Genomic DNA, 23968 nt, shown 5'->3' with positions numbered 1-23968 from the left:
TCCCGGGGGTGGTCCGCCGGGGTCCGCCGACCGATCTCAGCGGCCGAGTCGCAGCACCGCGCGCACGTTCGCGGACAGCGCCGTGGGCGGCACCGGACCGAGGCCCTCCAGCCGGGACGCGTAGCCGTGCACGGCCACGGCGAGGGCTGCGGCCACGGCGGAACGGGCGTCCCCGCGCGCCCACTCCCCCGCTGCGGCGAACGCGTCCGGGTCCTCGGCGCAGCCGGCGAGCGCCGTGCCCATGATCCCCGCGAGGGTGTCGCCGCTGCCGGCGGTCGCCAGCCACGGGCTGCCGTCGGCTTGGGACAGCAGCGTCCCGTCGGGGGACGCGATCAGCGTGGTTGCGCCCTTGAGGACGACGACGGCGCCGGTCGCCGCCGCGGCCGATCGCGCCCACCGGGCGGGCTCGGCCTCGATCGCCGCCCGGTCCGGGGCCTCCCCGCCGCCGAGGGCCGCGAGCCAGGCGAGGACCTGCTCGAGCTCCCCGGCGTGCGGGGTGAGGACCTTCCCGGGGCCGAGGGCGCCGTCGGCGGCCGCCCGGGCCGCCGCGTCGAGCGCGCCGGCGTCGACGACCGCGGGGATCCCGCCCGCGAGCACCGCGCCGATCCGGAACTCCTGGGCGGCGTCGCCCACGGCGCCGGGGCCCACGACCCACGCCTGGACGTGGACGTCGTCGGGATGGTCCTCCGAGGCGACCACCTCGGGGCTGGTCAGGCACACGAGGGAGCGGGTGGCGGCGTCGCCGAGGTGGCGCACCATGCCGGCGCCGGCGTCCACGGCGGCGCGCGTGCACATCAGCGCCGCCCCGGGGTAGGTCGGGGAGCCGGCCACGACGCCCACCACGCCGCGGGAGTACTTGTGGGAGGCCGCCCCCGGCCGCGGCCACAGCGCGGCGACGTCGTCGGGCTCCAGGCGCCGCAGCGCTGGTGCGGGCAGGGCGTCCTCGATCCCGAGGCGCACGGTCCGCACCTCGCCGCACCAGCGGTCCCCCGGGGGCAGGAACAGGCCGGCCTTGGGCCCGGCGAACGTCACGGTGACGTCCGCGGGCAGGACCGGCCCGGCCACCGCGCCCGTGTCCGCGGCGACGCCCGAGGGGACGTCGCACGCCACGACCACCGGTCCCCCGTTCCCGGGCCACCGGTCCAGGACCGCGCGGACGAGCTCTGCCGCCGGCCCGCCCAGCCCGCCCCGGGCGCCGGTGCCCAGCACGGCGTCCAGCACGAGGTCGGCGCGGAGCACGTGCTCGGCCGCCTCCTGGAGGGCGGCGCCGCCGTCCCCGGCGGGCAGCACCCGTCCTCCCGCCGCCCGGAGGGCCGCCGCGCCCTCGGGGTGCAGCCGGTCGCCGACCGCCACGGCGAGCACGGAGGCGCCGCGGCCCGCCAGCTCCGCCCCCGCCCACAGTCCGTCCCCGCCGTTGTTGCCGGTCCCCGTGAGCACGACCACGCGTGCCCCGGCGATTCGCTGCCGGCGCCCGCGCAGGCGCTGCGCGCAGACCAGGGCCAGGCCGTGGGCGGCGCGCCGCATCAGTGCGGGGCCCTCCCCCCGGTCCAGGAAGGGCGTCTCGGCGGCGCGCACCTGCGCGCCGGTCCAGGCGGTGATCATTCCGGTCCCCCGTCCCCGGTGCGCTCGGCGATGACCATGGCCATGGCGATCCCGCCGTCGTGCGTCATGGTGAGGTGCCACCGGTCGATGCCCTGCCGGCGTGCCTCCTCCGCCACCGTCCCCTCGGTGCACAGCAGCGGGGCGCCGGAGGGGTCCTTCTCGATCCAGCAGTGCTGCCAGATCATTCCGGGCGGGGCCTTGAGCGCCTTCGCCGCCGCCTCCTTCGCGGCGAAGCGCGCGGCGAGCGAGCGCACGTGCAGGTCCCTCTCGAGCGGGGTGAACAACCGGGCCACGAGGCCGGGGGTGCGGGCGATCTGCTCCTCGAAACGGGCGATGTCCACCACGTCGATGCCGGTGCCGATGATCATGGTCCCCAGCCTAACGACCGCCGGCCCGCCGCCCGGAAGGATCCGGGCGGCGGCGGGCCGGCGGTGCGGCGGACGCGGACTACTCGACGGTGACGGACTTCGCGAGGTTGCGGGGCTGGTCGACGTCGTAGCCCTTCGCCGTGGCCAGCTCGCACGCGAAGATCTGCAGCGGGACGGTGGTCAGCAGCGGCTGGAGCAGCACCGGGGACTGCGGCACGCGGAAGATGTGGTTGGCGTAGTCGGCGACGGCCTCGTCCCCCTCCTCCGCGATGACGATGGTCACGGCCCCGCGGGCGCGGATCTCCTGGATGTTGGAGACGACCTTCGCGTGCAGCGAGTCCCGCCCGCGCGGGGAGGGGACGATGACGAACACCGGCTGGCCCTCCTCGATGAGGGCGATCGGTCCGTGCTTGAGCTCGCCGGCGGCGAAGCCCTCGGCGTGGATGTACGCGATCTCCTTGAGCTTCAGCGCCCCCTCGAGGGCCACCGGGAAGCCGACGTGGCGGCCCAGGAAGAGCACGGACGCGGCGTCCTTCATCGACTGCGCCAGCGCCTTGACCCCGTCCTGCGCGTCGATGACCTGCTGGATCTTGGCGGGCATGGCCTCGAGATCGGCGAGGATCTCCCCGATCTCGTCCTTGTACTTGTTGCCGCGCAGCTGGGCCAGGTAGAGGCCCAGCAGGTAGGCGGCGGTGATCTGGGCCAGGAACGCCTTGGTCGAGGCGACGGCGATCTCGGGACCGGCGTGCGTGTACAGCGCGGCGTCGGCCTCGCGCGGGATGGTGGAGCCGTTGGTGTTGCAGATCGCCACGACCTTGGCCCCCTGCTCCTGGGCGTGCCGGACCGCCATGAGGGTGTCCATGGTCTCGCCGGACTGGGACAGGGCGACCACGAGCGTCCGCTCGTTGACGATCGGGTCCCGGTAGCGGAACTCGTGGGCGAGCTCGACCTCGGTGGGGATCCGGCACCAGTGCTCGATCGCGTAGCGGGCGACCTGTCCCGCGTAGGCGGCCGTTCCGCAGGCCACGACGACGATCTTGTCCACGGCGCGGAGCACCGCCTCGTCGATCTTCAGCTCGTCGAGGACCAGGTTCCCGTCCGGGTCGGTGCGGCCCATGAGGGTCTGCTCCACGGCGGCGGGCTGCTCGTTGATCTCCTTCTCCATGAAGGACGGGAAGCCGCCCTTCTCCGCGGCGGCGGCGTCCCACAGCACCTGGAAGGGCTTGCCGTCGGCGCGGTTGCCGTGGAAGTCGGTGATCTCGTAGTCGTCGGCCGTGATCGACACGACCTGGTCCTGGCCCAGCTCCACGGCGCTGCGCGTGTAGTCGATGAAGCCGGAGACGTCGGAGCCGAGGAAGTTCTCGCCCTCGCCCAGCCCGAGCACCAGCGGGGAGTTGCGCCGGGCCGCCACCACGCGCCCGGGGTGGTCGACGTGCACGGCGAGGAGCGTGAACGCGCCCTCCAGCCGGCGGCACGCGACCTGCATGGCCGCGGTGAGGTCCTGGTCGCCGAGGTCGTTGTAGGTCTCGGCCAGGAGCACGGCGGCGACCTCGGTGTCGGTCTCCGAGCGGAACTCGTGGCCCTTCTCGACGAGCTCGCGCTTGATCTCGGCGAAGTTCTCGATGATGCCGTTGTGGATCACGGCGAGCCGGCCGCCGTCGACGACGTGCGGGTGGGCGTTGACGTCCGACGGTCCGCCGTGGGTGGCCCAGCGGGTGTGCCCGATGCCGGTGGTGGAGCTGGGCAGCGGGCTCTCCCGCAGCTCCTGCTCGAGGTTCAGCAGCTTGCCGGCCTTCTTGCGGAAGCCGACGGTGCCGTCGGAGACCACGGCTACTCCCGCGGAGTCGTAGCCGCGGTACTCGAGGCGCCGCAGGCCCTCCACGAGCACGTCCAGGGCGTCGTGCCCGGAGCCGGTGCCGCGCTCGTCCGTCCGCTGGGAGGAGGGACCCACATATCCAACAATTCCACACATGCGCTTCACAGTACCGCATGGATCTCGCCCGGCCGGGCGTGCCGGACCCGGCGGGCCGGGCCGTGTTTCCGCCTCTTCTGGGGACACCGGCACGGCCCGCCCGCGGGGCCGGCGGACCCTCGGGTCAGCCCCGGCGCTCCCGGACGGCGTCGGCCACCAGCACCTCGAGCGGCGCGCAGAGGGGGTGCTCGGCGCCCAGCCCCGTGATCTCCCGGACGGCGTCGGCCGGGGCCAGCGTGTCGAGGAGCTCGCCCAGCCGGACGGCCTCCGGGTCGTCGGCCAGGTCGAACCGCAGGGCGGCCGCCACGGCCGCCTGCAGCCCGTCGGTGCCGAGGCCCCGTTCGGCCAGCTCGGCGGCCGGGCCCACGAACCGCTCGTGCCGGCCGAGCTTGCGCAGCGGGGCGCGGCCGACGCGCTCGACGGTGTCCGGGAGGTGCTCGTTGGCGAAGCGATCGAGGATCTTCGCGACGTACCGTCCGTGCTCCTGGTCGTCGAAGCCGTGCTTCGCGACGAGCAGTGCCTGCGTCTCCGCGAGCGCTGCGGCGACCCGTTCCCGGATGCCGGGGTCGGCGATCGCCTCCGCGATGCGGTGCCGACCGGCGCGGTAGCCGAAGTACGCGCACGCGGCGTGGCCGGTGTTGACCGTGAACAGCTTCCGCTCGATGAAGGGCACGAGGTCGTCCACGTACGTCGCCCCGTCGATGACCGGCTCGCTCCCCGCGAACGGGGTGCGGTCGATGACCCACTCGTGGAACTGCTCCACCACCACGTCGAGCCCGCCGCCGTCCTGCTGGGGCACGATCCGGTCGACGGCGGTGTTCGCGAACACCGCCCGCCGGTCGAGGTCCTCGCCGGCGTACTCGGCGCGGACCGCCTCGGCGAGCGTGTCCGTGGCGGACAGGGCGTTCTCGCACGCCATGACCGCCACCGGGGCGGCGCCGTCCGGGCGGGCGGCGATGCCGCGGGCCACGAGCGGTGCCACGAACTTGAGGATGTGCGCGCCCACGGCCGTGGTGACCACGTCCGCCGTGGCGATCTCCGCGACCACGGCCTCCGGGTCGTTCGCCGAGTTGACCGCCCGGTACCCCTCGACGACCGTGTCCCGGGAGCCGGCCCCGACCTCGTGCACGGTGTAGCTGGGGGTCGACGCCAGCGCGTCGATCAGCGGGGCCGCCACGTCGGCGAACACGACCTCGTAGCCCGAGCGGTGCATGAGTAGGCCGACGAAGCCCCGGCCGATGTTGCCCGCCCCGAAGTGCACGCACTGCATCAGTCGTTCACCTTCCCCAGCAGGTCGAGCACTTCGTCGGCGGTCCTCGCCTCGTCCAGCTGCCGCACCTTCTCCTTGTTGCCGAAGATCTTCGCGACGCGGGAGAGGATCGCCAGGTGTTCGTTGTCGCGACCCGCTATGCCGATCACCCAGGTGACGGGCTTGCCGTTCCAGTCGAGGCCCTCGGGGTAGCGCACGACGGACAGGGCCGAGGAGCGGATGCTGTCCTTCGCCTGGTTGGTGCCGTGCGGGATGGCGAGGCCGTTGCCCATGAACGTGGACACCGACTCCTCGCGCTCGTGCATGGAGGCCACGTACTCGTCGGTGACGGCACCGGTCGCCACCAGCAGGCCGCCGGCCTCGTCGATGGCCTGGGCGGCGTTCTGCGCGCCGCCGTCCATCACGATCCGGTCCTTGGTGAGGATGGAGGCCCCGGACGTCCCGGCCCCCTCGTCCGCCGCGGCCACGGTATCGCCACCGGTGGGTTCGCTCCCGGTGCCGGCCGTGGCTCCGGCCGCGCCCGCCGCGCCACCGCCGGCCGCACCGCCGCCCGCCGGGACGGCCGCGCCGTTGCGCTGCTGCACGGCCTCGACGATCTCGTCGTAGCGGGGGCTGCCCATGAAGTTGTCGACGGTCACCACCGAGGCGCTGGGCACCTTGGGCCGGGCCCGGGTGGCCAGGTCCTGGTGGGTGACCACGATGTCGAAGTCGTCGGTGAGGTTGGCGATCGCCGCGTTGGTGACCTTGACGTCGCCGAAGCCCGCGGCCTTGACCTTGTTCCGCAGCACCGAGGCGCCCATGGCGGAGGAGCCCATGCCGGCGTCGCAGGCGAACACGATGCGCTGCACCGGGGCGCCCTCGGCGAGCGCACGGGCCGAGTCGCCGCCGGTGTCCGCGCCGCCGCTGGTGCCGACCATGGCGGAGGCCACGGAGCTCTTCTTGCCCTTCATCGACTCCATCCGGGAGGTGGCCTCCGTGAGGTCCCCCTCGCCCTTGTCCTTGGAGGCCTTGAGGATCACCGAGGCCACGAAGAAGGACACCGCCGTCGCGGCCGTCACCGAGATCGCCACCCCCACGTAGCTGTCGGTGGTGGCCTGGGCGAACACCGCGATGATCGAGCCCGGCGCGGCCGGGGCGCGCAGCCCGGCGTCGAACAGGGTCAGGGTGAACACCCCGGTGGCCCCTCCGGCGATCGCCGCCAGGATCAGCGCCGGCTTCATCAGCACGTACGGGAAGTAGATCTCGTGGATGCCGCCCACGAAGTGGATCAGCGCCGCCCCCGGGGCCGAGGCCCGGGCCGCGCCGCGGCCGAAGACCGTGTAGGCCAGCAGGATCCCCAGCCCCGGACCCGGGTTGGCCTCGAGCAGGAACAGGATGGACTTGCCCTGCTCCAGGGCCTGGGCGGTGCCCAGCGGGGTGAGGATGCCGTGGTTGATCGCGTTGTTGAGGAACAGCACCTTGGCCGGCTCGATCAGGATCGAGGTCAGCGGCAGCAGCCCCCGGGTCACCAGGAAGTCCACCGCCGTGGCGGCCGCGTTGGAGAAGGCCAGCACGGCCGGGCCCACCAGGAAGAACCCGAAGATCGCCATCGCCGCGGCCAGGATGCCGGCGGAGAAGTTGTTCACCAGCATCTCGAAGCCGGGCTTGATCTTCCCGTCCCAGAGGCCGTCGACCTTCTTCATCACCCAGGCGGTCAGCGGGCCCATGAGCATCGCGCCGATGAACATCGGGATGTCGGTGCCCACGATCACGCCCATCGTGGCGATCGCCCCGACCACCCCGCCGCGGACGTCGTATACCATCCGCCCGCCCGTGTAGGCGATCAGCAGCGGCAGCAGGTAGGTGATCATCGGGCCCACGAGGCCCGTGTGCGGCTCGCCCTCGGCGTTCTCGCCGAACCCGCCCAGCGGGCCGAAGGGGGTGAAGCCGGCCTCGATGAAGAACGCGGTGATCAGCCCCCAGGCGATGAACGCCCCGATGTTGGGCATGATCATCCCCGACAGGAACGTGCCGAAGCGTTGGACGTGCGCGCGGGCGGCGGTCGACCGGCCGCCCGCCGGTGCTGTGGTCTCTGAGGTCGTTGCCGTCGCCATGGTGCAGTCCTGACTCTCGAACGAGGTGGGGCTCCTCCGGCGGGGCGCCCGCGCGAGGTGCCCGCGTGAGGCAGTTCACAGCCGAAACCGGATCGAGGTTTAATCTACACCCGGGTACGGCACCTGTCTTCCGTTCGCGGGGGGCCCCCGGGCGCGGTCTAGACTGTGGTCGATGACCGCATCTACGCTGAGCGAACGCGCCTCGCCCTTCGTGGAGCTCGACCGGCAGACCTGGTCGAGGCTCTCCCACGAGATCGACGTTCCCCTCACCTCTCGGGAGATCGAGAACCTGCGCGGCCTCGGCGACCGGCTCGACGTCGCGGAGGTCCGCGAGGTGTACCTCCCCCTCTCGCGGTTGCTGACCCTCTACGACGAGTCCTCCAACCGGCTCAACGCCTCGACCAACGCGTTCCTCGGCGAGGAGCACGCCCGGACCCCGTTCGTGATCGGCATCGCCGGGTCCGTGGCCGCCGGCAAGTCCACCACGGCCCGGCTCCTGCGCGAGCTGATGTCCCGGTGGCCGTCGACACCCCACGTGCAGCTCATCACCACGGACGGGTTCCTGTACCCCAACTCCGAGCTGCAGCGCCGCGGGCTCATGGACCGCAAGGGCTTCCCGGAGTCGTACGACCGCCGCGCCCTGCTGCGCTTCGTCGCGAAGATCAAGTCGGGCGCCCCCGAGGTGCGCGCGCCCAAGTACTCGCACCACAGCTACGACATCCTGCCCGGGGAGGAGGTCGTGGTCACCCGCCCGGACGTGGTCATCATCGAGGGGCTCAACGTGCTCGCCCCCGCCAAGGTGGGCCCCGGGGACCGCGCCGCCCTCGCGCTGAGCGACTTCTTCGACTTCTCCATCTACGTGGACGCCCGGCCCGCGGACATCGAGCGGTGGTACGTGGAGCGCTTCCAGGCCCTGCGCTACTCCGCCTTCGCCGACCCCGGCTCCTACTTCCACCGCTACGCCGACCTCTCCGACGAGGGGGCCGTGGCCACCGCCACCGGCATCTGGCGGCGGATCAACGAGCCGAACCTGATCGAGAACGTGCAGCCGACCCGCGGCCGCGCCCGGCTGATCCTGTCCAAGGACTCCGACCACTCGATCCGGCGCGTGTTGCTGCGCAAGAACTGATGGACGCCGCGCGCGCCGGCGCCCTCCTGCTCGCCGCCTCGGTGCTCGTGGCCGGGTGCGCGCCGGGTCCCGGGGGTGCTCCCCCGGCGCCGCCGGGCCCCTCCGTCACCACGCCGGCACCGGACCCGTCCCCCGCCGGATCCGCTCCTGCGCCGCCGTCCGGCCCTGCGCCGTCGGCGCCGGGTCCCGGTGCCGTCCCGGAGCGGGTCCCGGAACCGCGCCCGGACCTGGGCGACCCCGCCTCGCTCGCCGTGGTGGTCAACAAGCAGCGGCCCCTGGACCCGCAGGACTGGGCTCCGGCCGCCCTCGAGGACGTCGAGGGCCACCTGCTGCGTCCCGAAGCGGCCGCCGCGGCGCGCGCGCTGCTGGCCGCGGCACGGGCGGACGGCGTGCCGATCCGGATCGTGTCGGGCTACCGCTCCTTCGCCGAGCAGTCGGGCACGTACGCCGGGTGGGTCGCGCAGAAGGGCCGGGAGGCGGCCGACACGGTGTCCGCCCGGCCGGGCCACTCGGAGCACCAGACGGGTCTGGCCATGGACGTCGGCGACGGCTCCGGGTGCGACCTGCGGGTGTGCTTCGACGGGACGGCCGCCGCCGCCTGGGTGGCCGAGCACGGGCCGGAGCACGGCTTCGTGCTCCGCTACCCCTGGGGCGAGCACGGCATCACCGGCTACTGGTACGAGCCGTGGCACCTGCGCTACCTCGGTCCGGAGCGGGCCCGGGAGCTCGTGCGCTCCGGCGCCGCGACGCTCGAGGAGTTCTCCGGCCTGTCGCCGGCCCCGGACTACGGACCGTCCGCACCCGGCTGACCGGCTCCACACCGGCGCACCTGATCCCGCTGCCGGGATGCCGGACGGCCCGGCCGGCTCAGACGGTCAGGGCCAGTTCGCGCTCCACCACGGAGGCGAGGAACTCCGTCTCGGCCCGGGCGATCTCCTCCGAGGCCGCCTCGACCATCACGCGGACCACGGGCTCGGTCCCCGACGGGCGCAGCAGCACGCGGCCCGTCTCGCCGAGGCGCTGCTCGACCTCGGCGACGGCCGCCTGCACGCCGGGGTTGGAGCCCACTGCGGCGCGGTCCACGCCGCGCACGTTGAGCAGCACCTGCGGCAGCCGGGTCATGACCCGGGCCAGCTCCGCGAGCGGCGCGCGGGTCTGGGCCACGCGCGAGGCCAGCATCAGCCCGGTCAGCAGCCCGTCCCCGGTGGTGGCGTAGTCGGACATGATCACGTGGCCGGACTGCTCGCCACCCAGGTTGTACCCGTGCTCGGTCATCGTCTCGAGGACGTAGCGATCCCCCACGGCGGTCTCGCGGACGTCGATCCCCGCGTGGCGCAGGGCGAGCTTGAGGCCGAGGTTGCTCATCACGGTGGCCACGAGCGTGTCGTCGACGAGCCGGCCCGCGTCCTTCAGCGCCAGGGCCAGGATCGCCATGATCTGGTCCCCGTCGACCTCCCGGCCGGTGGCGTCCACGGCGAGGCAGCGGTCGGCGTCGCCGTCGTGGGCGATCCCGAGGTGGGCCCCGAGCTCGACGACGGCCCGCTGGAGGGGTTCCAGGTGGGTCGAGCCGCAGCCGTCGTTGATGTTCAGGCCGTCGGGCTCCGCGCCGATGACGTGCACGTCGGCGCCCGCGCCGCGGAACGCGTCCGGTGAGACCCCGCTGGCGGCGCCGTTGGCGCAGTCCAGGACCACCCGCATCCCTTCGAGGCGGTGCGGGATGGCCCCCACCAGGTGCAGGACGTAGCGGTCCTCCGCGTCCGTGAGCAGGTGGATGCGCCCGACCCCGGCGCCGGTGGGGCGCCGGAAGTCGCCGGACTCGAGGACCTGCTGGATCTCGTCCTCGACCCGGTCGGGCAGCTTCCGCCCGCCGTGGGCCAGGAACTTGATCCCGTTGTCGGGGGCCGGGTTGTGCGAGGCGGAGATCATCACGCCGAAGTCGGCGTCGAGGTCCGCCACGAGGTAGGCCAGCGCCGGCGTCGGCAGGACCCCGGCGTCGTGGACGTCCACGCCGGACCCGGCGAGACCCGCGGTGACGGCGGCACTGAGGAACTCCCCGCTGGCGCGCCCGTCGCGGGCGACGACCGCTGTCGGGCGCCGCCCGTCGCGCGCGTGGCCGTGGCCGAGCACGATCGCGGCGGCCTGCGCCAGGTCCAGGGTCATGTTGGCTGTGAGGAGGTCGTTCGCGAGCCCGCGCACGCCGTCCGTTCCGAATAATCTAGACATCGCCCCCCATCCTACGTTCCCCGCGGCCCGGACAGCGGCAGGCGGGCCACAACGCACAGACCCCGCCCGACACCGGTGGGCACCGGGTCGGACGGGGTCCGCAGCGCTGGGGGCGGGCCTCGGAGGCCCTCCGATCAGCGCTTCGAGTACTGCGGGGCCTTGCGGGCCTTCTTGAGACCGGCCTTCTTGCGCTCGATGACGCGCGGGTCGCGCGTCAGGAAGCCGGCCTTCTTGAGGGTCGGCCGGTTGTTCTCGAGGTCGATCTCGTTCAGCGCGCGCGCCACGCCGTGGCGCAGGGCACCGGCCTGGCCGGAGGGGCCACCGCCGTGGATGCGGGCGATGACGTCGTAGGCGCCCTCGAGCTCCAGCACCTTGAAGGGGTCGTTGACCTCCTGCTGGTGCAGCTTGTTCGGGAAGTAGTTCTCCAGGGTGCGGCCGTTGACGGTCCACCGGCCGGAGCCGGGGACGACGCGCACGCGGGCCACGGCCTCCTTGCGGCGGCCGACGGCCTGGCCGGAGACGGTGAGGGCCGGGCGCTCGGTGGCTGCCTCGGTCTCCTCGGCGGGGGAGGACTCGGAGGTGTAGCTGCTCAGCTGCTCCTCGCCGTCCACGATGTTCTGCTCTTCAGTATTCTGAGCCACGATTTTCCTCGCTCGTTTCTGTCGTAGGCCCGGTTACTGGGCGACCTGGGTGAACTCGAAGGTCTGCGGCTGCTGGGCACCGTGCGGGTGCTCCGGGCCGGCGTAGACCTTGAGCTTGGACATCTGCTGGGCGGCCAGCTTGTTCTTCGGGAGCATGCCACGGATGGCCTTCTCCACGGCGCGGACCGGGTGCTTCTCCAGCAGCTCCGCGTAGGAGCTGGACTTGAGCCCGCCCGGGTAGCCGGAGTGGCGGTAGGCCCGCTTCTTCTCGAGCTTGGAGCCGGTCAGGGCCACCTTCTCGGCGTTGACGATGATGACGAAATCACCGGCATCCACGTGGGGAGCAAAGGTCGGCTTGTGCTTTCCGCGCAGCAGCGTTGCGGTCTGGCTGGCCAGGCGACCCAGGACGACGTCGGTGGCATCGATGACGTGCCACTGGCGCTGGATGTCACCGGGCTTCGGGGTGTACGTACGCACGTTAGTTTGCCTTCGTTCGGGTTATCTCGGTGGCGCTAGTTGGGATCACGCCGTTTCTCGGTGTGCCGTCCGGGGCTCGGGTGAGGGCCGAGCTGCATCCGGTGCCCGAGACCCCGGTGCACCGGGCCGCCAGGCGTCCTGCAACGGGACAGCGGATCCGGGTACACGTGAACCGAGGCGGGACACGCACAACAGCAACCAACGGTACCGGATGGAGCGGCCAAAGACCACTCGGGCCATACACCCGGAGGGTGCGGCGGTCAATCTCCCCACGGCCGCCCGGGCTCCCCGGCCGCCCCAGGCTCGCCGTGCCGGGCGACCCGGGCCGCGTCGCGGGAGGCCTCGCCGTGGGGGTCGCCGAGCGGATCGCGCCGCGCGCGGGTGCGTTCGGCCCGCTCCCCCAGGGCGGCGTCCCCGGGATAGCGGACCTCCTCGAGCACGAGGGCGTGCGGCGGCGCCATCAGCGCCCTGGCGTCCCGGACCCGCTCCGCGAGCCTGCGGCCGAGCCAGTCGGGGGCCTCCCGGCCGGCGCCGACGCGGGCGGCCGCGCCCACGACGGAACGGACCATGTGGTGGCAGAAGGCGTCCGCCTCGATGCCCAGCAGCACGAGCCCGTCCCGGTCCCGCTCGACGGACACGTCCAGCACCTCCCGCACCGTGGTGGCGCCCTGCCGCGGGCGGCAGAAGGACAGGAAGTCGTGCAGCCCCACCAGATCCTGCACCGCCCCGGCCATCACGGGGACGTCGAGCACGTCCTTCGTCCACCAGGTCAGGTGCCGGGTCAGCGGGTCGCGGCCCGCCGCGCCGTCGTCGATCCGGTAGCTGTAGCGGCGGGAGACGGCGGAGAAGCGGGCGTCGAAGCCGGCCGGGGCGGCGCCCGCGCGGCGGACGACCACCGCGCCCGGGCACGCCGGCAGCCCTCGCCCGCGGCGGCCGCGGCCCAGGACGTGCCCCAGCGCCCCCGTGAGGCGGCGCTCCAGCGCGCGCCCCGGGTCCTCCTCCCGGCCGCGGGCGAGGCCGGCCCACTCCTCCGGATCCAGGTCCAGGTGCACCACCTGGCCGCGGGCGTGCACGCCGGTGTCCGTCCGGCCGGCCACGGCGACCCGCACGTCGCGGCGGACCAGCACGGCGAGAGCGTCCTCCAGTGCCCCCTGCACGGTGGGCAGGCCCGGCTGGCGGGCCCACCCGGAGAACGGCGCGCCGTCGTAGGCCAGGTCGATCCGCACGCGCACGCGGGACTCGGACGGGCTCATGCTCAGCTCCTGGGAGGGTGTGGTCGGGCAGTGGGCGGGCACGACGACGCCGCCGGGGACCTGGTCCCCGGCGGCGTCGCGGTGTGTCCGTGCGTCAGGCGTCCGGTGAGCGCAGCTTCTGCGCGGAGGCGCCGCCGGCCGGCTGGAAGCCGGCGGCCTCGGCGTTGGCCGGCGAGTCGAACCAGATCTCGGCGGTGGTGCCCGCGTACCAGCGCGAGCCGGGCACGTGGTACTTCATCGAGTTCTTGTTGCCCTTGACCTCGAAGCCCTCGGGTGCCTCGCCGGACTCGAGCGGGGCGTGCGAGCCGGGGAACTCCGCGTCGGTGTTCTCCGCGGCGACCTCGGCGGCCTGCTCGGAGCCGACCTCGGGGGCCTGCTCGTCGGCGGGGATCTCCTCGGTGGCGACCTCGCCGGCGGTGGAGTCCGCCGGGGTGTCGACCGGGGCCGCGGGGGCCGGGGCGGCCTTCGCGGTGGCGCGCTCGGCCTCGGCCACGGTGGCCCTCGTCGCGACGGGCTCCATCACGAGCTCGATGACCGCCATGGGGGCGTTGTCGCCCTTGCGGTTGCCGATCTTCGTGATGCGGGTGTAGCCGCCGTTGCGGTCCTCCATCGCCGAGGCGATGGTCGTGAACAGCTCGTGCACCACGGACTTGTCGGTCAGCTGCGCCAGCACGCGGCGGCGGGCGGCCAGGTCACCGCGCTTGGCGAAGGTGATCAGGCGCTCGGCGTAGGGACGCATCCGCTTGGCCTTCGTCACGGTGGTGGTGATGCGCTTGTGCTCGAACAGCTGCTGGGACAGGTTCGCCAGCATCAGGCGCTCGTGCGCGGGTCCGCCTCCGAGGCGGGGTCCCTTGGTGGGAGTAGGCATGGTTGTTGATCTCCTGGAAGTGTGTCCCGGCCCGGGCGGGCACCCGCCGGGACGTCAGCGGGAAGGACTAGTGGTCGTCGTCGTCGAACGGGTTCTCGTCGTCGATCGCGGCGGCGCGAGCGGCGAGGTCGAAACCGGGGGGCGAGTCCTTGAGGGACAGCCCGAGGTCGACGAGCTTGGCCTTGACCTCGTCGATCGACTTGGCGCCGAAGTTGCGGATGTCCATCAGGTCCGCCTCGGACCGGCCCACGAGCTCACCCACGGTGTGGATGCCCTCGCGCTTGAGGCAGTTGTAGGACCGCACCGTGAGCTCGAGGTCCTCGATGGGCAGCGCCATGTCGGCGGCCATCGCGGCGTCCGTCGGCGAGGGCCCGATCTCGATGCCCTCGGCGGCCGTGTTGAGCTCCCGGGCGAGACCGAACAGCTCGACCAGGGTGGTGCCTGCGGAGGCCACGGCGTCACGCGGGGTGATGGCCTCCTTGGTCTCCACGTCCAGGACCAGCTTGTCGAAGTCGGTGCGCTGCTCCACGCGGGTGGCCTCCACGCGGAAGGTCACCTTCAGGACGGGCGAGTAGATCGAGTCGACCGGGATGCGGCCGATCTCCGCGTCGCCGGCCTTGTTCTGGGCGGCGGAGACGTACCCGCGCCCGCGCTCGATGGTCAGCTCGAGCTCGAGCTGGCCCTTCGCATTGAGGGTCGCGACGTGCAGGTCCGGGTTGTGGATCTCCACACCGGCCGGGGCCGTGATGTCCGCGGCGGTGACGACGCCGGGGCCCTGCTTGCGCAGGTAGGCGACGACGGGCTCGTCCTGCTCCGAGGAGACGGCGAGCTTCTTGACGTTGAGAATGACCTCGGAGACGTCCTCCTTCACGCCCTCCACGGTGGAGAACTCGTGGAGCACCCCGTCGAGCCGGATGCTGGTCACGGCAGCACCGGGGATCGAGGACAGGAGGGTGCGGCGGAGGGAGTTGCCGAGGGTGTAGCCGAAGCCGGGCTCGAGCGGTTCGATCACGAAGCGGGACCGGTTGTCGGCCACGACCTCTTCAGAGAGGGTGGGGCGCTGTGCGATGAGCACTGATGTTTCCTTTCAGCGGGCATCCGCTATATGACGCGCGCAAATGGTGGAAAACAGTTGAAGGGTGCGGACCGGTGCCCGGTCCGTTGTCGGCACGCGCACCGGGACCCCGAAGGGTCCCGGTGGGCGTGCTCACATCAGACGCGGCGGCGCTTCGGCGGACGGCAGCCGTTGTGCGCGCTCGGGGTGACGTCCGAGATGGAGCCGACCTCGAGGCCCGTGGCCTGCAGGGAGCGGATCGCGGTCTCGCGCCCGGAGCCGGGGCCCTTGACGAACACGTCGACCTTGCGCATGCCGTGCTCCTGCGCGCGCTTCGCGGCGGCCTCGGCGGCCATCTGGGCCGCGAAGGGGGTGGACTTGCGAGAGCCCTTGAAACCCATCTCGCCGGCGGACGACCAGGAGAGGACGGCGCCGGAGGGATCGGTGATGGTGACGATGGTGTTGTTGAACGTCGACTTGATGTGGGCCTGGCCCTGGGTGACGTTCTTCTTGTCCTTGCGGCGGGGCTTGCGGGCAGCCGCTGCGCGAGTCTTCGGGGGCATGGAGATCTCCTACAAAGTTCGGGAAGAGTGGTGGTGGGCCGCTCGGGGGACCGTGGGGTCCTGTCGCGCGAGCGGCAGCGGGCTACTTCTTCTTGCCGGCGACCGTGCGCTTCGGACCCTTGCGGGTGCGGGCGTTGGTCTTGGTGCGCTGACCGTGCACGGGCAGGCCGCGGCGGTGCCGGATGCCCTGGTAGCTGCCGATCTCGACCTTGCGGCGGATGTCGGCGGCCACCTCGCGGCGGAGGTCACCCTCGACCTTGTAGTTGTCCTCGATGTAGTCGCGCAGCTCCACGAGCTGGGCATCGGTGAGTTCGCGCACGCGCAGGTCGCCCGAGATGCCGGTGGCGTCCAGGGTGTCGAGCGCGCGGGTGCGACCCACGCCGTAGATGTAGGTGAGCGCAATTTCCAGCCGCTTTTCGCGGGGAAGGTCGACGCCTGCGAGACGAGCCATATCGGCGGTTCTCCTTGTGCTGTTCCAGAGGTCTGGAGCATCGCTGCCCGGTCGGTGACGTCATGTCCGTCCGCCGGTCCCCGGCCTCTGTACCGGGGGCACCCGCCTGGATCTCTCCGGTCGGGAGCGGTGCCGTTGTCGATCCACTTGCGTGGAGTGGTCGGGGCTGGTCAGCCCTGACGCTGTTTGTGGCGCGGGTTCTCGCAGATCACCATGACCCGCCCGTTGCGGCGGATCACCTTGCACTTGTCGCAGATCGGCTTCACGCTCGGTTGGACCTTCATCGCATTCCTTCGCGTCGTTCTCTCGAGTGGTGTGCGGCCCGGACGGCCGCCGGTCCTACTTGTAGCGGTAGACGATACGCCCGCGGGTGAGGTCGTACGGGCTCAGCTCCACCACCACCCGGTCCTCGGGGAGGATCCGGATGTAGTGCTGTCGCATCTTCCCGGAGATGTGGGCGAGGACCAGGTGACCGTTGTTCAGCTCAACGCGGAACATCGCGTTGGGCAGAGCCTCGACCACAGTGCCTTCGATCTCGATGACGCCGTCTTTCTTGGCCATATCCTCCGCTAACTTCAGGTGCCCCCCGCCGGGGCGGCGAGCAGGGTTTCGGGTGTACATCGTCGTTAAACGCCGCCGCGGACCCGTGCGCGTGCACCATCACCGTTCGTGGTGCACGGTGAGGGTGGGCGCGGTCCGATGTGTGCGGAATCGCTGGAGCACAGACAACCAACAGGACACTCTACGGGATCGGGGGCGCCTCCCGCAACGCGGGAGACGCCCCCGGGAGCGGCGCCGGGCCCGGCGGACCGGGGACGACGGCGCTCAGACGGTCGCGGCGAGCTGCCCGCAGGCCCCGTCGATGTCGGAGCCGCGGGTGTCCCGCACGGTGGTGGGGATGCCGTGGGCGCGGAGTCGCTCCACGAAGTTCTGCTCCACGCCGGGACGCGAGGCGGTCCACTTGGAGCCCGGGGTCGGGTTGAGCGGGATGGGGTTCACGTGCACCCAGCCCCCGCCGCGGGCGTTGAGCTTCTCCCCGAGGAGGTCGGCCCGCCACCCGTGGTCGTTGATGTTGCGGATCAGGGCGTACTCGATGGAGACCCGCCGACCGGTGGCCTGGTAGTAGTCGTAGGCGGCGTCGAGGGCCTCGTCGACCTTCCAGCGGGTGTTGACCGGGATGAGGTCGTCCCGCAGCTCGTCGTCGGGGGCGTGCAGGGACAGCGCCAGCGTGACCGGCAGCTTCTCCTGCGTGAACTTCCGGATGCCCGGCACGAGACCCACCGTGGACATGGTGATCCCGCGGGCCGAGATGCCGAGGCCCTCCGGGGAGGGGTCGATGAGGCGGTGGATCGCGCCGATCGAGGCCTTGTAGTTGGCGAGGGCCTCCCCCATGCCCATGAACACGATGTTGGAGATGCGCAGCGGCTCCTGCTCGGCCCTTCCGACCCGGCCGCCGCGGAGCATCCGGGCGCCCTGCACCACCTGTTCGACCATCTCGGCGGTCGAGAGGTTGCGGGTCAGGCCCGCCTGGCCGGTCGCGCAGAAGGGGCAGTTCATCCCGCAGCCGGCCTGGGAGGAGATGCACATGGTCACCCGGTGGGTGTAGCGCATGAGCACGGACTCCACGGTGGCCCCGTCGAAGCACCGGTGGACGTTCTTGACGGTGTCCCCCTGGTCGGCCTCGAGGCTGCGCACGGTCGTCAGGAGCGGCGGCAGGGCCTGGGACACCAGCTCCTCCCGGCCGGCCGCGGGCAGGTCGGTCATGTCCTCCGGGGCGGTGGCGAGCCGGTCGAAGTAGTGCCGGGAGAGCTGGCCCGCGCGGAAGGGCTGGTGCCCCAGCTCGGCGAGGAACTCCCGGCGTCCCGCCATGTCGAAGTCGGCGAGGTGGCGCGGGGGCTTGCCGCGCCGCGGTGCGGCGAAGGTCAGCTGGCCGGGTCGCGGCCTCGCCGTGAGCTCGACGGGCGTGCTGGTCCTGGTGCTCTGCTGCGGCTGCTGGGCCACGGTGTTCTCCTCGCGGTCTCGCGGGTCCGGGGTGCTGGTGGAGCGCCGGTTCACGGCAGGTCCTCGGGGATCGGCACGGGGCGCACGCCGAGGGGCTCGAGCTCCGAGGCCCCGCCGTCCTCGGCCGTGAGCACCCAGACGCCGTCGGCGTGCAGCGCCACGGAGTGCTCCCACTGGCTGGAGCGGGCCCCGTCGGTGGTGACCACGGTCCACTCGTCGTCGAGCACGCGGGTGCCGATCCCGCCGCGCACGAGCATCGGCTCGATGGCCAGCGCCATCCCGGCGCGCAGGCGGGGCCCGCGATCGGTGCTGCGGAAGTTGAGGACGTCGGGGGCCATGTGCATCTTGGAGCCGATCCCGTGGCCCACGTACTCCTCGAGGATCCCGAAGCGGTGCCCGGAGACCTTCCGCACGTAGTCCTCCACGGCCGCGCCGATGTCGCCGATGTGCGTGCCGGTGGCCGCCGCCGCGATGCCGTGCCACATGGCGTTGCGGGTGACGTCGGAGAGCTCGGCGTCCGCGGGGTCGGGTCGGCCCAGCAGCACGGTGCGCGCCGAGTCCCCGTGCCAGCCCCCGACGATCGCCCCGCCGTCCACGGAGAGGATGTCCCCCTCCTGCAGCACCTGCTCCCCCGGGATGCCGTGGACCACCACCTCGTTGACGGACACGCACACCGCGGCGGGATAGCCGAAGTAGCCGAGGAAGTTGGAGCCGGCCCCGTGCTCGTCGAGGACGGAGCGGAAGACGTCGTCGAGGGACGCCGTGGTCGCGCCGGGGACGGCGGCCGCCACGGCGGCGTCGAGGGCGCGCGAGGTCACCACCCCGGCGCGCTGCATGGAGCGCAGCTGGGCGTTGGTCTTGTACTCGATCCGGCGGCGGCCGAACATGCGGTCTTCCTTCCGAGCCGCTCCCCCGGTCGGGGAGCTCGCGGCTGTCGTGGGTTAAACATGAGACCCCCGGGGGCGTCCGGGGGTGTCACGGAGTCCGTGGTGCGGGACGGCGCGTCAGGGCAGCGCGGTCATGATCCGCTGGGAGACCTCGTCGACGGTCCCCAGGCCGTCCACCTCGCGGACGATGCCGCGCCGGTCGTAGACGTCGACGACCACGGCGGTCTCCGCTTCGTACACGTCGAGGCGGTGCCGGATGACCGCTTCGGTGTCGTCGGTGCGCCCCTCCTTCCGGGCGCGCCCGAGGAGCCGCTGGACGAGCTCGTCGCGCTCGGCGGTCAGCTTCAGCACGACGTCGAGCTCCTGCCCCAGCTCGGCCAGGATGGCGTCCAGCTCGTCCACCTGCGCGGCGTTGCGCGGGTAGCCGTCGAGCAGGAAGCCGTCGGCGGTGTCCGTCTCGGCGAGCCGGTCGCGGACCATCCGGTTGGTCACCGAGTCCGGGACGAGGTCGCCGACGTCGATGTAGCTCTTGGCCTCCTGCCCCAGGGAGGTCCGGCCCTTGATGTTGGCCCGGAAGATGTCCCCGGTGGAGATCGCCGGGATGCCGAGCCGCTCCGAGATGCGCACGGCCTGCGTGCCCTTGCCTGCGCCGGGGGGGCCGATGATGAGCATGCGGGTCATGAAGTCTCCTTGCGGTGTGTGGTGGCTGCGGTCCAGTCTACCGGGCCGTCCCCGGCGTCCCCGGCGGGAGGACGGCGGGGACTGGGGTCAGCGCAGCAGGCCCTCGTAGTTGCGCTGCTGCAGCTGGGCCTCGATCTGCTTCACCGTGTCCAGGCCCACGCCCACCATGATCAGCAGCGACGGCCCGCCGAAGGGGAAGTTCTGGTTCGCGTCGATGAGCACGAGCGCCACCAGCGGGATCATCGACACGATGCCCAGGTAGAGGGCACCCGGGAACGTGATCCGGCTGAGCACGTACGCCAGGTACTTCTCGGTGGGCCGGCCGGCGCGGATGCCGGGGATGAAGCCGCCGTAGCGCTTCATGTTGTTGGAGACCTCCTCCGGGTTGAAGGTGATCGACACGTAGAAGTACGTGAAGAACACGATCATCAGGAAGTACATCGCCATGTAGACGGGGTGGTCCCCGGTGATGAGGTAGGTGTTGATCCAGTTGACCCAGCCGGGGATGTCCCGCCCGTCGTCGGGCATGCCGAACTGGGCGAGCATGCCGGGGAGCATCAGCATCGAGGACGCGAAGATGATGGGGATGACACCGGCCATGTTCACCTTGAGCGGGATGTAGGTGGTGGTCCCGCCGATCGTGCGGCGGCCCACCATCCGCTTGGCGTACTGCACGGGCACGCGGCGCTGGGACTGCTCCACGAAGACCACGCAGGTGATCACCACGAGACCCACGGCCAGCACCGAGAGGAACACGCCCCAGCCCCGGGTGCGGAGGATCTCGCCGAGGGCGGAGGGGAAGGTCGCGGCGATGGAGGTGAAGATGAGCAGCGACATGCCGTTGCCCACGCCCTTCTCCGTGATCCGTTCCCCCAGCCACATGATGATCGCCGTGCCGGCGGTCATCGTGATGATGATGATCAGCACGGTCAGCCAGGTGTCGTCCGGGATGATCGGCAGGGGGCAGTCCCCCAGCAGGGCTCCGGACCGGGCGAGCGAGACCACCGTGGTGGCGTTGAGCAGCGCGAGGCCGATGGTGAGGTATCGGGTGTACTGGGTCAGCTGCGTCTGGCCCTGCGCGCCCTCCTCGTGCAGCTCCTGGAAGCGCGGGATGACCACGCGCAGCAGCTGCACGATGATGCTCGCGGTGATGTAGGGCATGACGCCCAGGGCGAAGACCGACAGCTGCAGCAGGGCGCCGCCGCTGAAGAGGTTCACCATGTCGTAGACGCCGCCCGTGGTGGTCCCGCGGTCCAGGCACTGCTGCACGTTGCCGTAGTCGACGCCCGGCGCCGGGATGAACGTGCCCAGGCGGTAGAGCACGATGAGGGCGAGGGTGAACCCCAGCTTGCGTCGCAGGTCGGGGGTTCGCAACGCCCTTCCGAAAGCGCTGAGCACATGTCCTCCTAGAGACTGGGTCCGACCGGCATCCGGTGGCGGGGGGTGTGGTGGTGCAGGAGCTCGGTCCGGTGTCCGCGCACCCGGTGGTCGCGGACGACTCCGGCAAGTCTAACGAACGCGGCGCGCCCGGGACTCACCCGGGGCGCGCGCCGACGGGACGGGCTCGTGCCCGACCACGGATCAGGCCCCGCCCACGCTCGCGTGGACGGGGCCTGATCCGCGGGCGCCGGGGGGCCGGGCCTGCGCCCGGTCCCCGGCCCGCGCTCACAGCGCGGTGGTGCTGCCGCCGGCGGCGGCGATCTTCTCCGCGGCGGAGCCCGAGAAGGCGTGCGCCTTCACGTCGACCGCGACCGCGATGTCGCCGGAGCCCAGGACCTTGACGGGCTGGTTCTTGCGCACGGCGCCGCGGGCCACGAGCGACTCCACGGTCACCTCGCCGCCCTCCGGGAACAGCTCGGTGAGCTTGTCCAGGTTGACGACCTGGTACTCCACGCGGAACGGGTTCTTGAACCCGCGCAGCTTGGGCAGGCGCATGTGCAGCGGGAGCTGCCCGCCCGCGAAGCCCGCCTTGACCTGGTACCGGGCACTCGTGCCCTTGGTCCCGCGGCCGGCGGTCTTGCCCTTGGAGCCCTCACCGCGACCCACGCGGGTCTTGGCGGTCTTCGCGCCCGGGGCCGGACGCAGGTGGTGCACCTTGAGGGCGTGCACCCTCTCGTTGCTCTGAGCGGTGTTCTCAGCAGTGTTCTCTGCCATGGTTACTTGGCCTCCTCGACCTTGACCAGGTGGGCGACGGTGTTGACCATGCCCGCGGTCACGCCGTCGGCCTTGCGGACCACGACGTTGCCCGGCCGCTTGAGACCGAGGGACCGCAGGGTGTTCCGCATGTTCTGCTTCTGGCCGACCACCGACCGGACCTGCGTGATGCGCAGCTCCGCGCCGTCGGGCTGGATACGCTTGCCGGACATCAGGCACCTGCCTTCTGGATCGAGCGCAGCAACGGACCGGGGACGACCTCGTCGATCGGCAGCCCACGACGGGCCGCGACGGCCGCGGGCTCCTCGAGCTGGCGGAGCGCCTCGATGGTTGCGTGCACGATGTTGATCTGGTTCGACGAACCGAGGGACTTCGACAGCACGTCGTGGATGCCGGCGCACTCGAGCACGGCGCGGACCGGGCCACCGGCGATCACACCGGTACCGGGGGTCGCCGGGCGCAGCATGACGACGCCTGCTGCGGCCTCGCCCTGCACGCGGTGCGGGATCGTGCGCTCCTCGATGCGCGGGACGCGGAAGAAGTTCTTCTTCGCCTCCTCGACGCCCTTCGAGATCGCCGCCGGCACCTCCTTGGCCTTGCCGTAGCCGACGCCGACCATGCCGTTGCCGTCGCCGACGACGACGAGGGCGGTGAAGCTGAAGCGACGACCGCCCTTGACGACCTTGGAGACACGGTTGATGGTCACGACGCGCTCGAGGAACTTGTCCTTCTCCTCGTCGCGTCCGCCGCGGCCACCGCGTCCGCCGCGCTCACCACGTCCGCCGCGCTCACCACGGCCGCCGCGCTCACCACGGCCGCCGCGGTCGCCGCGGGAGTCCTGGGAGCGGTTGGGCTCGGTGGTCTGCTGGGCCCCGGTCGCCTCCGTGGAGGCGGTGCTGGCTTCGGTCACCTGGGTTTCCTTCTCGTTGTTCTGCTCGCTCACAGTGCCAGACCTCCTTCGCGGGCGCCGTCGGCGACAGCCGCCACGCGACCGTGGTACTTGTTGCCGCCGCGGTCGAACACGACGGCCTCGACACCGGCGGCCTTGGCGCGCTCGGCCACGAGCTCACCCACCCGCTTGGCCTTCGCGGTCTTGTCCGCGTCGGCGCCGCGCAGGTCGGCCTCCATGGTGGACGCCGAGGCGACGGTGACACCCTGGGTGTCGTCGACGACCTGGACGAACACGTGGCGGGCCGAGCGGTTGACGACCAGGCGCGGGCGCGCGGCCGTGCCGGCCAGGTGCTTGCGCACCCGGACGTGGCGGCGGCTGCGGGCCGCGGCCTTGGAATTGCCCTTGATCTTCAGAGCCATGATTACTTACCAGCCTTTCCGGCCTTGCGGCGGATCTGCTCGCCGGCGTACCGCACGCCCTTGCCCTTGTAGGGCTCGGGGGCGCGGAGCTTGCGGATCTTGGCGGCGACCTCGCCGACCTGCTGCTTGTCGATGCCGTTGACCGAGAGCTTGTTGACGCCCTCGACGGCGAACGAGATGCCCTCCGGGGCCTTGAAGGTGATCGGGTGACTGTAGCCGAGGGCGAACTCGAGGTCCTGGCCCTTGGCCTGCACGCGGTAACCGGTGCCCACGATCTCGATGCCCTTGGAGTAGCCCTGGGTGACGCCCTGGATCATGTTGGCGATCAGGGTCCGGGTGAGACCGTGCAGCGAGCGGGACTCGCGCTCGTCGTCGGGTCGGGTGACGGTGAGGGTGCTGTCTTCGAGCGCGATCGAGATCGGGCTGGCAACGGTGTGCTGCAGCTCGCCCTTGGTGCCCTTGACGGAGACGACGTTGCCGTCGATCGTGATCTCCACACCGGCCGGCACAGAGATGGGGAGACGTCCGATACGTGACATGTTCTCTTCCTTTCTGTTCCGGGTTACCAGACGTACGCGAGGACTTCGCCGCCCACGCCCTTCTTCGCGGCCTGCTTGTCGGTCAGCAGCCCGGAGGAGGTGGACAGGATGGCGATGCCCAGGCCGCCCAAGACCTTGGGGAGGTTGGTGGACTTGGCGTAGACGCGCAGGCCCGGCTTGGAGATGCGCCGGACGCCCGCGATGGACCGCTCCCGGTTGGGGCCGAACTTCAGGGACAGCGTGAGGGTCTTGCCGACCTCGGCCGCCTCCTCCTTGTAGTCCGCGATGTAGCCTTCGGCCTTGAGGATGTCCGCCACGCGGGCCTTGAGCTTCGAGTACGGCATGCTCACGGAGTCGTGGTAGGCGGAGTTGGCGTTGCGCAGACGCGTCAGCATGTCCGCGACAGGATCTGTCATTGTCATTTTGGGGGC

27 protein-coding genes are annotated in these 23968 nt (G+C 71.9%); 2 read left to right on the top strand and 25 right to left on the bottom strand.

The window, feature by feature from the left end:
* Window positions 1-36: 36 nt before the first annotated feature.
* The 5 genes from ACFYE1_RS10815 to ACFYE1_RS10795 all read right to left on the bottom strand — a co-directional run bounded on the left by ACFYE1_RS10815 (window position 37) and on the right by ACFYE1_RS10795 (window position 7305).
* Entirely contained in the window at window positions 37-1602 is a 1566-nt protein-coding gene (locus ACFYE1_RS10815) for an NAD(P)H-hydrate epimerase (protein ID WP_387742614.1), read from the bottom strand.
* Window positions 1599-1970 (bottom strand): holo-ACP synthase, encoded by a 372-nt coding sequence (locus ACFYE1_RS10810; RefSeq protein ID WP_387742612.1) that lies wholly within the window; start codon window positions 1968-1970, stop codon window positions 1599-1601. The genes ACFYE1_RS10815 and ACFYE1_RS10810 overlap by 4 nt, the downstream gene beginning before the upstream one ends.
* 79 nt (window positions 1971-2049) lie before the next feature.
* Window positions 2050-3942 carry a glutamine--fructose-6-phosphate transaminase (isomerizing) gene (glmS, locus tag ACFYE1_RS10805; RefSeq protein WP_387742610.1) on the bottom strand — a complete coding sequence of 631 codons (1893 nt, stop codon included), beginning with the start codon at window positions 3940-3942 and terminating at the stop codon, window positions 2050-2052.
* Window positions 3943-4066: 124 nt separating this feature from the next.
* A complete protein-coding gene (locus ACFYE1_RS10800) occupies window positions 4067-5212 on the bottom strand; it encodes a mannitol-1-phosphate 5-dehydrogenase (protein WP_387742609.1) in 1146 nt (381 codons plus the stop codon).
* Complete coding sequence (locus ACFYE1_RS10795) at window positions 5212-7305, bottom strand: PTS mannitol transporter subunit IICBA (protein ID WP_387742607.1); 2094 nt, start codon at window positions 7303-7305, stop codon at window positions 5212-5214. The genes ACFYE1_RS10800 and ACFYE1_RS10795 overlap by 1 nt, the downstream gene beginning before the upstream one ends.
* A gap of 172 nt (window positions 7306-7477) precedes the next feature.
* Between ACFYE1_RS10795 and coaA the strand changes: the two genes are divergently transcribed.
* Entirely contained in the window at window positions 7478-8434 is a 957-nt protein-coding gene (gene coaA, locus ACFYE1_RS10790) for a type I pantothenate kinase (RefSeq protein ID WP_387742606.1), read from the top strand.
* The gene (locus ACFYE1_RS10785; protein ID WP_387742605.1) at window positions 8434-9243 is read left to right on the top strand and encodes a M15 family metallopeptidase; all 810 of its coding nucleotides are present in this window, start codon (window positions 8434-8436) and stop codon (window positions 9241-9243) included. The genes coaA and ACFYE1_RS10785 overlap by 1 nt, the downstream gene beginning before the upstream one ends.
* Before the next feature lie 58 nt (window positions 9244-9301).
* Here the strand turns inward: ACFYE1_RS10785 and glmM are convergent, their stop codons facing one another.
* The 20 genes from glmM to rpsH all read right to left on the bottom strand — a co-directional run bounded on the left by glmM (window position 9302) and on the right by rpsH (window position 23959).
* Window positions 9302-10657: a phosphoglucosamine mutase gene (gene glmM / locus ACFYE1_RS10780; RefSeq protein WP_387742604.1), complete on the bottom strand. Its 1356-nt coding sequence runs from the start codon at window positions 10655-10657 to the stop codon at window positions 9302-9304.
* Window positions 10658-10791: 134 nt separating this feature from the next.
* A complete protein-coding gene (rpsI, locus tag ACFYE1_RS10775; RefSeq protein ID WP_387742602.1) occupies window positions 10792-11298 on the bottom strand; it encodes a 30S ribosomal protein S9 in 507 nt (168 codons plus the stop codon).
* A gap of 33 nt (window positions 11299-11331) precedes the next feature.
* Window positions 11332-11775: a 50S ribosomal protein L13 gene (gene rplM, locus ACFYE1_RS10770; RefSeq protein WP_368799130.1), complete on the bottom strand. Its 444-nt coding sequence runs from the start codon at window positions 11773-11775 to the stop codon at window positions 11332-11334.
* Between the two features lie 260 nt (window positions 11776-12035).
* Window positions 12036-13028, bottom strand: a complete 993-nt coding sequence (locus ACFYE1_RS10765; RefSeq protein ID WP_387742599.1) for a tRNA pseudouridine synthase A — start codon at window positions 13026-13028, stop codon at window positions 12036-12038.
* A 94-nt stretch (window positions 13029-13122) separates the two neighbouring features.
* On the bottom strand, window positions 13123-13896 hold the full coding sequence (gene rplQ, locus ACFYE1_RS10760; protein ID WP_387742597.1) for a 50S ribosomal protein L17, sunset domain variant: 774 nt from the start codon (window positions 13894-13896) through the stop codon (window positions 13123-13125).
* Between the two features lie 67 nt (window positions 13897-13963).
* Entirely contained in the window at window positions 13964-14971 is a 1008-nt protein-coding gene (locus ACFYE1_RS10755; protein ID WP_387742595.1) for a DNA-directed RNA polymerase subunit alpha, read from the bottom strand.
* 137 nt (window positions 14972-15108) lie between these two features.
* Window positions 15109-15513 (bottom strand): 30S ribosomal protein S11, encoded by a 405-nt coding sequence (rpsK, locus tag ACFYE1_RS10750; RefSeq protein WP_017833322.1) that lies wholly within the window; start codon window positions 15511-15513, stop codon window positions 15109-15111.
* An 82-nt stretch (window positions 15514-15595) separates the two neighbouring features.
* A complete protein-coding gene (gene rpsM, locus ACFYE1_RS10745; protein WP_387742593.1) occupies window positions 15596-15964 on the bottom strand; it encodes a 30S ribosomal protein S13 in 369 nt (122 codons plus the stop codon).
* Between the two features lie 170 nt (window positions 15965-16134).
* Entirely contained in the window at window positions 16135-16248 is a 114-nt protein-coding gene (gene rpmJ / locus ACFYE1_RS10740; RefSeq protein ID WP_017833320.1) for a 50S ribosomal protein L36, read from the bottom strand.
* A 55-nt stretch (window positions 16249-16303) separates the two neighbouring features.
* Complete coding sequence (gene infA, locus ACFYE1_RS10735; RefSeq protein WP_017833319.1) at window positions 16304-16525, bottom strand: translation initiation factor IF-1; 222 nt, start codon at window positions 16523-16525, stop codon at window positions 16304-16306.
* 264 nt (window positions 16526-16789) lie between these two features.
* On the bottom strand, window positions 16790-17965 hold the full coding sequence (gene rlmN, locus ACFYE1_RS10730) for a 23S rRNA (adenine(2503)-C(2))-methyltransferase RlmN (RefSeq protein WP_387742624.1): 1176 nt from the start codon (window positions 17963-17965) through the stop codon (window positions 16790-16792).
* Between the two features lie 50 nt (window positions 17966-18015).
* Window positions 18016-18852: a type I methionyl aminopeptidase gene (map, locus tag ACFYE1_RS10725; protein WP_387742591.1), complete on the bottom strand. Its 837-nt coding sequence runs from the start codon at window positions 18850-18852 to the stop codon at window positions 18016-18018.
* A gap of 117 nt (window positions 18853-18969) precedes the next feature.
* Window positions 18970-19533 (bottom strand): adenylate kinase, encoded by a 564-nt coding sequence (locus tag ACFYE1_RS10720; protein WP_387742589.1) that lies wholly within the window; start codon window positions 19531-19533, stop codon window positions 18970-18972.
* Between the two features lie 87 nt (window positions 19534-19620).
* Window positions 19621-20931, bottom strand: a complete 1311-nt coding sequence (gene secY / locus ACFYE1_RS10715; protein WP_387742587.1) for a preprotein translocase subunit SecY — start codon at window positions 20929-20931, stop codon at window positions 19621-19623.
* A 267-nt stretch (window positions 20932-21198) separates the two neighbouring features.
* Window positions 21199-21687 carry a 50S ribosomal protein L15 gene (rplO, locus tag ACFYE1_RS10710; protein ID WP_387742586.1) on the bottom strand — a complete coding sequence of 163 codons (489 nt, stop codon included), beginning with the start codon at window positions 21685-21687 and terminating at the stop codon, window positions 21199-21201.
* A gap of 2 nt (window positions 21688-21689) precedes the next feature.
* A complete protein-coding gene (gene rpmD, locus ACFYE1_RS10705) occupies window positions 21690-21899 on the bottom strand; it encodes a 50S ribosomal protein L30 (RefSeq protein ID WP_344119400.1) in 210 nt (69 codons plus the stop codon).
* Window positions 21899-22630, bottom strand: a complete 732-nt coding sequence (rpsE, locus tag ACFYE1_RS10700; RefSeq protein ID WP_387742585.1) for a 30S ribosomal protein S5 — start codon at window positions 22628-22630, stop codon at window positions 21899-21901. The genes rpmD and rpsE overlap by 1 nt, the downstream gene beginning before the upstream one ends.
* The gene (gene rplR / locus ACFYE1_RS10695) at window positions 22627-22998 is read right to left on the bottom strand and encodes a 50S ribosomal protein L18 (RefSeq protein ID WP_387742583.1); all 372 of its coding nucleotides are present in this window, start codon (window positions 22996-22998) and stop codon (window positions 22627-22629) included. Before rplR ends, rpsE begins: the two co-directional genes overlap by 4 nt.
* A gap of 2 nt (window positions 22999-23000) precedes the next feature.
* Entirely contained in the window at window positions 23001-23537 is a 537-nt protein-coding gene (gene rplF / locus ACFYE1_RS10690) for a 50S ribosomal protein L6 (protein ID WP_387742581.1), read from the bottom strand.
* A 23-nt stretch (window positions 23538-23560) separates the two neighbouring features.
* The gene (gene rpsH / locus ACFYE1_RS10685; RefSeq protein ID WP_017833309.1) at window positions 23561-23959 is read right to left on the bottom strand and encodes a 30S ribosomal protein S8; all 399 of its coding nucleotides are present in this window, start codon (window positions 23957-23959) and stop codon (window positions 23561-23563) included.
* Window positions 23960-23968 lie beyond the last annotated feature (9 nt).

The sequence above is a fragment of the Kocuria nitroreducens genome, assembly GCF_042879195.1.
In the GTDB taxonomy this organism is placed as follows: Bacteria; Actinomycetota; Actinomycetes; order Actinomycetales; family Micrococcaceae; genus Kocuria; species Kocuria nitroreducens.
The sequence above is the reverse complement of the archived record's forward strand: the minus strand, read 5'-3'. Positions and strand labels throughout refer to the sequence as shown.